11 protein-coding genes and 1 riboswitch are annotated in these 11,784 nt (G+C 65.5%); of the genes, 4 read left to right on the top strand and 7 right to left on the bottom strand.

Annotated elements, in window-relative coordinates:
* Entirely contained in the window at positions 1-1,203 is a 1,203-nt protein-coding gene (locus tag YWC_RS0120005; protein ID WP_027866990.1) for an ABC transporter permease, read from the top strand.
* Complete coding sequence (locus YWC_RS0120000; protein ID WP_027866989.1) at positions 1,196-1,918, top strand: ABC transporter ATP-binding protein; 723 nt, start codon at positions 1,196-1,198, stop codon at positions 1,916-1,918. The genes YWC_RS0120005 and YWC_RS0120000 overlap by 8 nt, the downstream gene beginning before the upstream one ends.
* Here YWC_RS0120000 and YWC_RS0119995 read toward each other — a convergent pair.
* Together YWC_RS0119995 and YWC_RS30095 are read right to left on the bottom strand one after the other, a co-directional pair.
* Positions 1,915-2,751, bottom strand: a complete 837-nt coding sequence (locus YWC_RS0119995; protein WP_027866988.1) for a metallophosphoesterase — start codon at positions 2,749-2,751, stop codon at positions 1,915-1,917. The genes YWC_RS0120000 and YWC_RS0119995 overlap by 4 nt on opposite strands.
* A 99-nt stretch (positions 2,752-2,850) precedes the next feature.
* Positions 2,851-4,638, bottom strand: a complete 1,788-nt coding sequence (locus YWC_RS30095) for a S8 family serine peptidase (RefSeq protein ID WP_084416501.1) — start codon at positions 4,636-4,638, stop codon at positions 2,851-2,853.
* Between the two features lie 93 nt (positions 4,639-4,731).
* A riboswitch (cyclic di-GMP riboswitch) is annotated at positions 4,732-4,817 on the bottom strand.
* Positions 4,818-5,232: 415 nt separating this feature from the next.
* On the opposite strand from YWC_RS30095, the gene YWC_RS0119985 reads away from it, so the two are divergent.
* Positions 5,233-5,991 (top strand): PEP-CTERM sorting domain-containing protein, encoded by a 759-nt coding sequence (locus YWC_RS0119985; protein ID WP_084416500.1) that lies wholly within the window; start codon positions 5,233-5,235, stop codon positions 5,989-5,991.
* Positions 5,992-6,029: 38 nt separating this feature from the next.
* Here YWC_RS0119985 and YWC_RS0119980 read toward each other — a convergent pair whose 3' ends face one another.
* Together YWC_RS0119980 and YWC_RS0119975 are read right to left on the bottom strand one after the other, a co-directional pair.
* Positions 6,030-6,503: an adenylyltransferase/cytidyltransferase family protein gene (locus tag YWC_RS0119980; protein ID WP_027866986.1), complete on the bottom strand. Its 474-nt coding sequence runs from the start codon at positions 6,501-6,503 to the stop codon at positions 6,030-6,032.
* 14 nt (positions 6,504-6,517) lie between these two features.
* Positions 6,518-7,705 (bottom strand): PilT/PilU family type 4a pilus ATPase, encoded by a 1,188-nt coding sequence (locus tag YWC_RS0119975; protein ID WP_027866985.1) that lies wholly within the window; start codon positions 7,703-7,705, stop codon positions 6,518-6,520.
* A gap of 144 nt (positions 7,706-7,849) precedes the next feature.
* Between YWC_RS0119975 and YWC_RS0119970 the strand changes: the two genes are divergently transcribed.
* Complete coding sequence (locus tag YWC_RS0119970) at positions 7,850-8,791, top strand: hydrogen peroxide-inducible genes activator (protein ID WP_027866984.1); 942 nt, start codon at positions 7,850-7,852, stop codon at positions 8,789-8,791.
* A 157-nt stretch (positions 8,792-8,948) separates the two neighbouring features.
* Here YWC_RS0119970 and YWC_RS0119965 read toward each other — a convergent pair whose 3' ends face one another.
* From YWC_RS0119965 to YWC_RS0119955, 3 genes are all read right to left on the bottom strand, one after another.
* Complete coding sequence (locus YWC_RS0119965; RefSeq protein WP_027866983.1) at positions 8,949-9,428, bottom strand: YaiI/YqxD family protein; 480 nt, start codon at positions 9,426-9,428, stop codon at positions 8,949-8,951.
* Between the two features lie 72 nt (positions 9,429-9,500).
* Positions 9,501-10,070, bottom strand: a complete 570-nt coding sequence (locus tag YWC_RS0119960; protein WP_027866982.1) for a PEP-CTERM sorting domain-containing protein — start codon at positions 10,068-10,070, stop codon at positions 9,501-9,503.
* A gap of 29 nt (positions 10,071-10,099) precedes the next feature.
* Entirely contained in the window at positions 10,100-11,617 is a 1,518-nt protein-coding gene (locus YWC_RS0119955) for a PhoX family protein (protein ID WP_051306607.1), read from the bottom strand.
* Positions 11,618-11,784: the final 167 nt, after the last annotated feature.

Genomic DNA, 11,784 nt, shown 5'->3' with positions numbered 1-11,784 from the left:
ATGTGGCTCGAGTGGACCATCGCCACCCGCTTCCTGCGCGAAGGCCGGGCGCAGAGCATCCTGATCCTGGTGGGGATCGGCGTCGGCGTCGCCGTCATCGTGTTCCTGACCGCCCTGATCAACGGGCTACAGGCCAACATCATTGACCGTACCCTGGGAACCCAGGCCCACATCAAGGTCCAGCCCACCGAAGAGCACAACCGGGTGCTGGCGCCGCCTGCGGGCACCACCCAGCTGGTACTGGAGAGCAAGCGCGCCCAGCGCCTGCGCTCGATCAACAACTGGCAGGAAGTGCGCGACGTGCTCGATACCCTGCCGCGCATCACGGCGGTCTCCCCCCTGATCTCGGGACCGGCCTTCGCGCGGCGCGGCGATGCGCTGGAGTCGGTGGCGCTGGTGGGCATCGATCCGCCGCGCTACCAGCGCATCATCCCGATCCAGCAGGACATCGTGGAAGGGGCCTTTCGCATCGGCGCGGGCGACGCGGTGATCGGCAGGCAGCTGGCCAGGGACCTCGGCATGCGGGTCGGCGACAAGCTGCGGCTCGATGGCGGCCAGGGGCGCGAGAGCGTGGTGAACGTGGCCGGCATCTTCGAGCTGGGCGTGCGCGAGCTGGATGCGCGCTACGTCTACCTGGACATGAAGCAGGCCCAGTCGCTGCTCGACCTGCCGGGCGCCGCCACCGTGATCGACCTGACCGTGGACGACATCTTCGCGGCGCGCGAGATCGCCGCGCGCACCGCCCGCCTGACCGGCCTGAAAGTGGAGAGCTGGATGGAAACCAATGCGCAGCTGATGAACGCGCTGCGCTCGCAAAGCCTGTCGACGCGGATGATCAGCACCTTCGTGGCCCTGAGCGTGGCCCTCGGCATCGCCAGCGTGCTGTCGGTCAGCGTGGTCCAGCGCACCCGCGAGATCGGGATCCTGCGCGCGATGGGCATCACGCGCGGGCAGATGCTGCGCGTGTTCCTGGTGCAGGGCGCGCTGCTCGGGCTGGCCGGTTCGCTGCTGGGCGGGGCCGCCGGCTACGCCCTGGTGGGCGCGTTCAATACCTTCGGGCCGAAGCTGTTCACCATCCCGCTCGATCCCGCGCTGTTGGCGGGCGCGGCGGCGCTGGCGACCGTGACCGGGATCGTGTCGGCGGCGGTGCCGGCGCGGCGCGCGGCGGCCCTCGATCCGGTGGAGGCGATTCGCCATGTCTGAACGGGATCCCGGGCACGACGCCGGCCAGGAAGTGCTGCGCCTGGACGGCCTGCGCAAGAGCTACAACGTCGGCAAGCCGACCGAAGTAGAGGTGCTGCACGGTATCGACCTGCGCCTGGAGCGGCGCGACTTCGCCGCCCTGGTGGGCGCCTCGGGGTCCGGCAAGAGCACGCTGCTCAACCTGATCGGCCTGCTCGACCGGCCCACGGCGGGCGAGCTGTTCCTGCTCGGCGAGCCGACCAGCGCCATGGACGACGCCCGCCGTACCGCCCTGCGCGGCGGCACCATCGGCTTCGTGTTTCAGTTCCACCACCTGATCCAGGCCTTCACCGCGCTGGAGAACGTGCTGATGCCGCTGATGGCCGTGGGCGGCAAGCCTACCCCCGCGCAGGCCGATCACGCCCGCGCCCTGCTGGAGCAGGTGGGACTGGCGGGCATGGAAGCACGCAAGCCCGACCAGTTGTCGGGCGGCCAGCAACAGCGCGTGGCGGTGGCGCGTGCCCTGGTGACCCGTCCGGCCCTGCTGCTGGCGGACGAACCGACCGGCAACCTCGACAGCAAATCCGCCGCCGAAGTGTTCCAGCTGTTCCGCCGTTTCAACCGCGAGTTCGGTTGCGCGGTGCTCTTGGTGACGCACGACCCGCGCCTGTCGGAGCAATGCGACCGCACCATCACCCTGGCGGACGGCCGCATCGAGAGCGACAGGCGGGCCTAAGGCAGGTTCTTTTCGGCCAGCATCGCCGCCACCATGGGCTGCGTGCCCGCATCCCAGCGCGCCAGCACGCGCTGCGGGCAGCGGCCGAAGAGCGTCGCCAGGGCGCCGTCCTCCCAGCGGTGCAGGGCGAAGGCCGGCTCGCCCTGCTCCACCAGCGCCCGTCCGTCCGGCTGCCCGGCCCCCATGGGCGAGAAAGACAGGCTCAGGTCCGAGGACGAGGACGGGCAGGTCACGACCTGGCGGCCGCGCCAGGGAAACACGCCGGCCAGGTGCACGTGGCCGGTGCAGATGCCCGCGACCTGCGCGCCCTGCAGCGCGGCATTGAGGCGGGCGATCCAGTCCTGGCCCGGACCCGGGTCGATCCAGGGAATGCCGACGTCGACGGGCGGATGGTGCAGGAAGACCAGCAGCGGCGCACCGCTGCAGTCCTGCACGGCCCGGCGCAGCCACGCGGCGCGCGCCTCGCAGAAGGCGCCGCCGTGGCGGCCCTCGTCGAGGCTGTCGAGGACCAGGACCTCCAGTCCGTCGAACTCGGCGCGGCCCTGCACGAAACCGTCCGCGTCGTGGCGCTCGCCGAACACGGCGCGGAAATGCGCACGATGGTCGTGGTTGCCCAGCGCGAAACGCAGCGGATGCGGCCAGCGCGCCAGCGCCCCCTGCAGGTGACGGTAGCTCTCGGGCGCGCCGTCGTCGGCCAGGTCGCCGCTCAGGACAAGTAGTCCGGGCTGCGGCTGCAGGGACAGGAGGTGATCCAGCACCCTGTTGAAACGCGCCAGGTTTGGATGGCCGGGGTCCGCGTGCAGGTGCAGGTCGGTGACTTGGGCGATCAGCATGCGGACTCCTGTCTGTCTAAGTTCCGGCAATCTTGCCACGAAATGCACAACGCCCGGTACGGTGCACCGGGCGCTGGAAGGACAAGAGGCGTTTGAAGCTCAGCGGATCGTCACGCTCACGCTCGCGCTGCCGACGTTGCCGGCGGCGTCACGCACGATCGCCTGGAGCGTATGGGTGCCCGGTTTCAGCTTGCGCGTATTCCAGGTGTACGACAGGCTGCCGCCGCTGCCCTGCGCCACCACGGCATTATTCACCAGCAGTTGCTGGGACAGCGCTGCGGCGCCCAGGTTGTCGCTCGCGCTCACGCTGACCTTGACGTTGCCCGAGACCGCGCCGGCTACCGGATTGACGATGCTGACCGCCGGCGCGCTGGTGTCCTTGCTCGCGGTCGGAACGGTGGTGGCGTTGGCGACGTTGACGGCCACGCTGGCCGAGCGGCCGGCATTGCCGGCGGCGTCGTAAGCGACGGCGACCAGGTTGGCCATCCCGTTCGGCACGCCCGCCGAATTCCAGCTGAAGCCGTAGGGTGCGCTGGTGTCGCTGGCCACCGTGGTGCCGTTGACCTGCAGGTCGACGCGCGTCACGCCGACATTGTCGCTGGCGCCGGCATCGACGGCCACCAGGCCGGACACCGTGCTGCTGCCGAGCGGAGCCTGGATGGCGACACTGGGCGCGCTGCTGTCCACGACAGGGGCGGCGGCCAGTGCGGCCTGCACCGCGGCGGCGGCATTGACCCGGCCATGGCCGAAGTAGTTGTCGCGGCCGACGGCGCCGAGGTCCACCGCCGTCGAGTAGAGCAGGCTTTCGATGCGGCTGTTGGAGACGGTCGGCGCGGCGGCCATCATCAGCGCGGCCACGCCGGCGGCCACCGGACTCGCATACGAGGTGCCGTTGACGGCGGCGTAGCTGTTCCCCATGCGCGTGGTCCAGATGCCGCTGCCGGGTGCGGTCAGCGTCACGAAGCTGCCGTAGCTCGACCAGCTGGCGCGGTTGTCGTTGCTGTCGGTGGCGCCGACCACGATCATGGCGCTGTTGGGAGCATAGCCCTGGTCGGTGCCGGTGTTACCGGACGAAACGAAGACCAGGCCGCCCTTCGACTTCATGTAGTTCGCCGCGCTGGTCACCGAGGAGCTGGTGGTGACGCCGCCGTAGCTGACGTTGGCGACGCGGGCGCCGTTGTCGGCGGCGTAGATAAGGCCGCTGGCGACGGTGCTGTAGGCGGCATAGCAGCCGCCGTCGGTGGCTTTCTTGTAGGCGACACGCACCGGCATGATGCGCGCGCGACCTGCGATCCCGGCCACGCCGATGGCATTGTCGTTGACCGCCGCGGCGGCGCCCGCGACCGAGGTGCCGTGGCCGCAGACGTCGGCCAGGTTGGTGTTCGCATCGTAGACGTTGTAGCCGCCGACGAGGTTCGGCGCCAGGTCCGGATGGGCGGCGTCGATGCCCGAATCGAGGATCGCGATCGTTACGCCGCTGCCCTGGGCCAGGTCCCAGGCGGCGTTGGCGCCGATCTTGCCGACGTGCCAGGCGCTGCCGATGTAAGGGTCGTTCACCGCGAGCGTGCTCGGCACCAGGCGATCCTGCTCGGCCGATTTCACATGCGGGTTGTTCTTCAGGCGCGCCAGCACGGCCTTCTCGGACGCATTGGCCGGCAGGTCGACGATATAGATGCCGCTCTGGCCGAGCTTGTAGCGCTTGTGGCCGGGCGTCTCGACCATCTTGCCGAGCGCATCGGTGGTCACGCCGTCGCGGACTTCGACCAGCATGCGGCCCTTGACCAGCAGCTCATCGTTGGCCGGTGCAGCTGCGGCGCAGAGAGCGCCGGCGCCGAGCACGGCAAACGTCAGGGCACGCAGCGCGAATGGGATGTAATTGGTGTGCATGGCATTTCCTGTTAAGTGTTCTCAACAGGACTGCCGCAGGAGCACGCGCCTCCATACCGGACTGCACGGTGGAGTCCGGGAAGCGTAGTTGCGTATGGCAGTCCTGCCGTCCTGGGGCATCCGCCCGGTAGACCGTGACTTTGCGTCCCGCGCTTTCGCACGGTTTGCCTTTTTCAGAAACCAGATGTTATTACCCTTGATTCCTGAACGCAACTAAATTTACTACTTTTCGTAAAATTTTCTTTAGAGCAAGGTCAACCCTGATCAGAATTTTCAGAAACATTAAACACTTAACATGTTGATTTCATTTGTATAAATTATTTCCATTAAGATATTTTTCTTCCTTACATGTACATTTGCACCAATCTTGTCGATGAATTTGACAGTGACCACTTCACCAATATCGTAAATACATGCAAGCATTTGATTATAATGCGTTTTGTAACTCCTGGTATGAATCATGCATGAATACGGCTACCTCTTAAGAATGATGATTATTGATTACCAACTGAAACTTTAGAGGCCGCCAAAACTAAACGAAATTAGTTCTTTAGGGGTTTAATCTTCGGGAAAAGCTTCCCTGAAAGGAATTTTATGAAACTCAGGACTTATAAATGGGCGCTTGCTACAGCGCTGCTTGGGGTTTTGTCAACACCTAGTCAAGCCTCACTTATTTCAGCCGGCAAAGTCACCGATTCCGGGTCCGGGATCGGTAATGTGAACACTGTGTTGACCCTAAAGAACGACAATCGGAAAAACCTGCCTCGTGGGGTCGACAACCCTGACTACGGAAAATCGTCGGGTTCGGTGTTTCGCGATACCGATGGAACGGACGACACGACCGGCGACGTCCAGGCCGATGGGAACTCCAAGGTGCTTGCCTCGACATGGTCTTTTAGCCAATTGAACGTCACTCAGACCAGTCAACTGTATTTCATCTTTAACCCTGTCGAACCTGGTGGAGACAGTATTAGACTTGAGTCACTGGTCCTGACCATCTATTCCGACGGTGGAGAGTCTCTATGGAATTCAGGCGCCTTCGCACCGATCACCTTCGAGGAATCCGTAGAGGGTGAGGGTACTGACACTGGCACGGGCAAGTCGGGCTATGCCTTCAAGCTCGATGCTGCCCAGGCCCTGGCTTCACAGGATTTCTGGGATTCGTCCAACCGGATTGGCCTCGCCGCATCCTTGTCCAGCGCGAACGGCGGCCATGACACCTTCTTCGTGCAAGTTCTCCCCGATGATGGCGAAGGCGGCGGCAACGATGTGCCGGAACCCGGTAGTATCGTACTGCTGGGCCTGGGCATGGCAGGCATGACGGCACTGCGTCGCCGTCAACGCAAGGCCTGAGCTGCTTGTATCCGGGCAGGCAGCCCTGCCCGGATTACTCAGCCTCGGATCTTCGCCACCAGCTTGGTCGTCGAGCGGTCATGCTCGAAATCGACCGCCACCGCCCGCCCGCCATAAGCCAGCACCGCCTGCCCTTCCGGAATCTTCGTCATGTCGTAGTCGCCGCCCTTGGCATAGATGTCCGGGCGCGCCTCCAATACCACTTCGAGTGCGGTGTCCTCGTCGAAGTCCACCACCAGGCTCACCGATTCGAGTGCCGCCAGCACCGCCATGCGGTCCGCCAGGGTGTTGTGCGGGCGGTCGTCGCCCTTGCCGAGGCGCTTGACCGAGGCATCGGTGTTGGCGGCCACCACCAGCGAGCCCCCCAGTTCGCGCGCCTGCGCCAGGTAGGTCACGTGGCCGCGGTGCAGGATGTCGAATACGCCGTTGGTCAGCACCACCGGCTTCGGCAGTTGGGCGATACGCTGCGCCAGCTCGGCGCGCGTGCAGATCTTGTTCTCGAATGCAGGCATAAGGCTTGTAAAAATCAGGTGGTAGTGGGTGCGTCGTCTTGCGGTTCTTCCTCGATCGCCATCGACAGCTCGGTGGGCCTGGCGCCGGCACCATCCGGCCCCTTGCGCTCGCCCGAGAGCTTGATCTGCAGGCGCAGGCCGTTGGCCGAGTCGGCGTTGCGGATCGCTTCATCGTAGCCGATGTAGCCCTTGTTATAGAGCTCGTACAAGGCCTGGTCGAAGGTGCACATGCCGAGTTCGCGCGACTTGTGCATGATCTCCTTGATGTTCTGGAAGTTCCCTTTCAGGATCATCTCGCCGATGGTCGGAGTGTTCAGCAGGATCTCGATGGCCGCCTTGCGGCCCTTGCCGTCCTCCGTGCGGATCAGGCGTTGCGACACCACCGCGCGCAAATTGGACGACAGGTCCATCAGGAGCTGGTTGCGGCGCTCTTCCGGGAAGAAGTTGATGATGCGGTCCAGGGTCTGGTTGGCGTTGTTCGCGTGCAGGGTGCCCAGGCACAGGTGGCCGGTCTCGGCGAAGGCGATCGCGTGCTCCATGGTCTCGGTGTCGCGGATCTCGCCGATCAGGATCACGTCCGGCGCCTGGCGCAGCGTGTTCTTCAGGGCGTTGTGCCAGGAGTGGGTATCCACGCCCACCTCGCGGTGCGTGACCAGGCAGTTCTTGTTCTTGTGGACGTACTCCACCGGGTCTTCCACGGTGATGATGTGGCCGGCCGAGTTGCTGTTGCGGTAGTCGATCATCGCCGCCAGCGTGGTGGACTTGCCGGAACCGGTGCCGCCGACCACCAGCACCAGGCCGCGCTTGGTCATCACGACGTCCTTCAGCACTTCCGGCAGGTCGAGCTTCTCGAAGTTCGGGATCTCGGAGGCGATCGTGCGCACCACCATGCCCACGCTCTGCTGCTGCACGAAGACGTTGACGCGGAAGCGGCACACGCCGGGGAGCGAGATCGCGAAGTTGCACTCCATCTCGGCTTCGAATTCTAGACGCTGGCGCTCGTTCATCAGGGACAGGGCCAGCGCGCGCGTGACCTCGCCGGACAGGCGCTGCTGGCTCAGGGGCTTCATCGCGCCCTGGTGCTTCATGCTGGGCGGGAAATCGCTGGAGATGAACAGGTCGGAGCCGCCCTGGTGATGCATTACCGTCAGCAGCTTGTGGATGTAGGCCTGGGCTTCCGCCGGACCGAAGGTGGACGACATGGGTACCTCGCGTAAACGCAGGCGGAAATCCTGCCCGGCAATTATATCGACTATGATGAGGGGGTGATGAAATCCTGGCTGACTAAATGCCAACATTGTGTCAGGATAAACGGCATACCAGCCGTGACATCGTGGAAAAAACCTATGACACTGACCGAGCTGAAATACATCGTCGCCGTCGCGCGCGCCAGGCACTTCGGCCATGCCGCCGAAGCCTGCTTCGTCGCCCAGCCCACCCTCTCCGTCGCCATCAAGAAGCTCGAGGACGAGCTCGGAGTGACGCTGTTCGAGCGCGGCGGTTCCGAAGTCTCCGTCACGCCGCTGGGCGCCCAGATCGTGGCCCAGGCCGAACGCGTGCTGGAGCAGACCGCCGCCATCAAGGAACTGGCGAAACAAAACAAGGACCCGCTGGCCGGGCCGCTGCGCCTGGGCGTGATCTACACCATCGGCCCCTATCTGCTGCCGCCGCTGGTGAAACGCCTGATCGACACCGTGCCGCAAATGCCGCTGGTGCTGCAGGAGAACTACACCCACAAGCTGCTCGAACTGCTGCGCCAGGGCGAGCTCGATGCCGCCATCGTGGCCCTGCCCCTGCCCGAGCATGGCATGTCGATGCAGACCCTGTACGACGAGCCCTTCGTGGTGGCGATGCCGCGCTCGCATCCCTGGGCCAAGCGCAAGGAAATCCCGGCCGACGACCTGAAGCTGGAAACCATGCTGCTGCTGGGCGCGGGCCACTGCTTCCGCGACCAGGTGCTGGAAGTGTGTCCGGAGATGGCGCGCTATTCGTCGCCGGGCAACGGCATGCAGCGCACCTTCGAAGGCTCCTCGCTGGAGACCATCCGCCACATGGTGGCGAGCGGCATCGGGCTAACCGTGCTGCCGCGCGCCTCGGTGGCCGACATGCACGACCCCAACGGCCTGCTGACCTACGTGCCCTTCTCTCATCCGGCGCCCTCGCGCCGGGTCGTCATCCTGTGGCGCAAGAGTTTTACCCGCCGCGCGGCGATCGACGCGGTGGCCGCGGCGGTGGGAGAGTGCAAACTGCCCGGCGTGGACATGGTGGCGCTGGAAGCGGCCGCCTGACCGGAGCGCTATCGCTTTTGTAGGGTGGGCGGCTACACCTGACGGCTGGATCAGCCAGCATGGTGAAGCCGCCCACGCGTTCAAGCACAATACGAATAGCCGGCGCGCCTGCTCAAGAGGGAGCTGAACGCGTGGGCGGCAACAATAGCGCGGATGATCATGTCGTAGGAGTCGAGCCGCCCACCCTACGGGTGTGTGAGCGGGCCAGCTGCCGGTCCAGCGCGTTCGCGAAATTGCGGCTGTCGGCCTGGCTGAACGCCGCCGGCCCGCCGGTATCGACGCCGCTGCCGCGCAGCTCTTCCATGAAGGCGCGCATCGTCAGTTGCTGGGCGATCGTGTCCTTGGTGTACCACTCGCCGCGTGGATTGAGCGGCAACCCACCCTTCTCCAGCACCTGCGCCGCCAGCGGGATGTCGCCGGTGACGACGATGTCGCCCGCGTTCACGCGCGCGACGATCTCGGCGTCGGCCACGTCCGGGCCGCTTGGCACCTGCAGGGCGCGGATGAAGCGCGAGCCGGGCACCCGAATCAGTTGGTTGGCCACCAGCGTGACGTCCAGCTGCAGGCGCTCGGCCACGCGAAAGAGGATGTCCTTGATGACGCCCGGGCAGGCGTCGGCATCGACCCAGATGTGCATGATGAATGGAAGGCTTGTCGGTAACCGGGGTGATTGTACCGGCAAGCCCTTCCCTGCACTCCTGGCGCGTGCTCAGCCCTTCTTGCGGCGGCGCGCGGCAGCCATCAGACCCATGCATAGCATCGGCAGCACCAGCGCGGCAGTCGATGGTTCCGGCACGGTGGCAGTGATGCTGAAGCGGTCGCCGGCCTGCAGGCCGGCGGTGTCGAGCAGCCAGTCCTGGCCGGCAGCGCCGAACACGTCGCCGAACTGGAACTCGGCGTACTCCGGCGTGGCGAAGTCGATCACGGCCGTGGTGGCGCCCGCTTCGATCGCCTTGATGCTGCCGAAGGCCGGCGTGACGCTGCCGGCGCCGGCGAAGCGAATGCCCTGCAGGCTGAAAGTGAAGCGGCCAAGGTCGGCCCCGGCCAGGTTGCGTACAAGGGCATCGAAGCTGAGCGGGCCCTGCAGGTCATCCGCTTCCAGCACGAAGTTCAGCGTGCTGCTGCTGAAGTCCCGCAGGTCGAGGTTGAAGGCCACGCTGCCCGCCCCGCTGAAATCCTCGACAGGATTGGCGCCGGCGCTGCCGGTCAGGAGGGCGGCGTTGGCGGCGCCGGACAGCAGCAGGGCGCCGGCGAATGCATACAGTTTGGTCAGTTTCATCTGGGTTCTCCGATTGGTCTGGAATGCGCTCACAAAGGGCCCAGGGCCCACGGACCGGTAATCGCGAACGTGACGCCCGGGGTCTGGATGTTGACGAACAGGTAGCGGCCGGTCGGGTCGAAGCAGGCGCCGGCGAATTCGTTGCCGCGCCGGTCGCCCGCGAGCGAGGCCAGCTTGCCCGCGCCCGTCAGCTGGGCTTCGCTCAGGTTGATGTTGTTCTTGGCGAAGATATAGGCGTCGCCCGCGCCGGTCAGGCCCATCAGGCGCTGGCCGAAACCGAAGGTATCGGTGGCGGCGGTCGAGGCATCCTCGCAGATCAGGATGGCGTTGCGCGGGCTGACGGTCAGGTTGTCGCCCATGTTGCCCACCAGGGCGCTCGGGCTCGAGTAGATGCACTTGAGCACCTGCGAGGCCAGGTCGAGTTCCCAGATGGTGCCGCGCGACACGGCGCCGCCCGCGGTGCCCATCACGTAGACCTTGCCCTGCGCGTACCAGATGCCCTCGCCGCGATTCATGCGCGCGGCGCCCTGCACCCAGCCCTGCACGAAAGGACCGGCGGCATTCGTGATGCGCACGCCGCTCGGCCCGGTGGCGTCGCCGCGGTTGGCGTCCGGGTCGGCGATGTTCACCCACTCCAGTTCCACGGTGGCGTCGACCGGCATGGTGGCCAGGTTGACGTTATTGACGCCCTTGACCTTGGCCATCTGCAGTACGCCGCCCAGGGCCAGCGAGCCGTAGGCGCCGCTCCGGATGTCCGGGACGTAGCGGTAGAAGCCCGACTTGCCCGAGGAATCTTCGGTCTGATAGACCATGCCGGTGACCGGGTCGACGGCGGCGGCTTCGTGCGCGAAGCGGCCCATGCCCTTGATCGGCTGGCCGGTGGTGAGCGCCGGGTCCGCATGCACTTCGAACACGTAGCCGTGTTTCTTGCCGGAGGCGCTGACATTGTCCGAACCGACTTCCTCGCAGCTGAGCCAGGTGCCCCAGGGAGTGATGCCGCCCGCGCAGTTGGTCTGGGTGCCGCCCAGGCTGGGCGTCATGCTGACCCAGTTCCCGTCGCGGAACAGCAGGTTGGTGGTGCCGCCCCCGAAGCGGTTGCTCGTGCCGCTGCTCACGGTGCCGCTATCGTAGACGCCGACCGCATCCAGGAAGTTGCCTGGGGCGGCGCCGCCGATTTCGTGGTTACGCACCAGTACCAGCTCCGTGCTGCGGCCCAGCTTGCGCGACAGGACCACGCCCATGCCGTCATGGCCGCCCGGGCAGGTCTTCCCGTCGCTCATCCGGTCGCCGCGCCAGCCAAAGCTCTTGTAGGTGAAGCCGGCCGGCAGCTGCAGCAGCGGCAGGCCGGTCGCCAGGTCATTGACCGGGGCGATCGGGCCGTAGGGGCTGTCGACCAGGGTGGTGACGCCATTGGCGGCCATGGCCTGCTGCGCCTGCAGTGCGGCAAAGGCGCCGATGAAGGGCAACGCGGTGGTGCCGGCCAGGCCCTTGAGCAGATTGCGCCGTGCCAGCGAGCTTACTGCTGGCGAAAAGTCCTTGTCAGTCATGCTGTGCTTCTCCGATGTGTGATGGGTCGAAAGGTGCAGCTGATGCATTAAAACAAACAAAAATGTCGGTTCAATGACAACAAAATGGCAACTTCCCGAATCGGACGCGCTCAACCGCTGCTTTCGCCAAAAGGCTTTAGAATCCCTGTCTTCTGCTCAACAGTTCT

It is taken from the genome of Massilia alkalitolerans DSM 17462 (assembly GCF_000427785.1).
GTDB classification, from domain to species: domain Bacteria; phylum Pseudomonadota; class Gammaproteobacteria; order Burkholderiales; family Burkholderiaceae_D; genus Telluria; species Telluria alkalitolerans.
Note: the sequence above shows the minus strand (reverse complement) of the source record. Positions and strands in the feature narration are given on the sequence as shown.

Coding starts and splice junctions, on each gene's coding strand:
- YWC_RS0119995 (WP_027866988.1), bottom strand. CDS start 2,751: ATGCTGATCGCCCAAGTCACCGACCTGCACCTGCACGCGGACCCCGGC.
- YWC_RS0120005 (WP_027866990.1), top strand. CDS start 1: ATGTGGCTCGAGTGGACCATCGCCACCCGCTTCCTGCGCGAAGGCCGG.
- YWC_RS0119980 (WP_027866986.1), bottom strand. CDS start 6,503: ATGCCTGCATTCGAGAACAAGATCTGCACGCGCGCCGAGCTGGCGCAG.
- YWC_RS30095 (WP_084416501.1), bottom strand. CDS start 4,638: ATGCACACCAATTACATCCCATTCGCGCTGCGTGCCCTGACGTTTGCC.
- YWC_RS0120000 (WP_027866989.1), top strand. CDS start 1,196: ATGTCTGAACGGGATCCCGGGCACGACGCCGGCCAGGAAGTGCTGCGC.
- YWC_RS0119975 (WP_027866985.1), bottom strand. CDS start 7,705: ATGTCGTCCACCTTCGGTCCGGCGGAAGCCCAGGCCTACATCCACAAG.
- YWC_RS0119985 (WP_084416500.1), top strand. CDS start 5,233: ATGAAACTCAGGACTTATAAATGGGCGCTTGCTACAGCGCTGCTTGGG.
- YWC_RS0119955 (WP_051306607.1), bottom strand. CDS start 11,617: ATGACTGACAAGGACTTTTCGCCAGCAGTAAGCTCGCTGGCACGGCGC.
- YWC_RS0119970 (WP_027866984.1), top strand. CDS start 7,850: ATGACACTGACCGAGCTGAAATACATCGTCGCCGTCGCGCGCGCCAGG.
- YWC_RS0119965 (WP_027866983.1), bottom strand. CDS start 9,428: ATGCACATCTGGGTCGATGCCGACGCCTGCCCGGGCGTCATCAAGGAC.
- YWC_RS0119960 (WP_027866982.1), bottom strand. CDS start 10,070: ATGAAACTGACCAAACTGTATGCATTCGCCGGCGCCCTGCTGCTGTCC.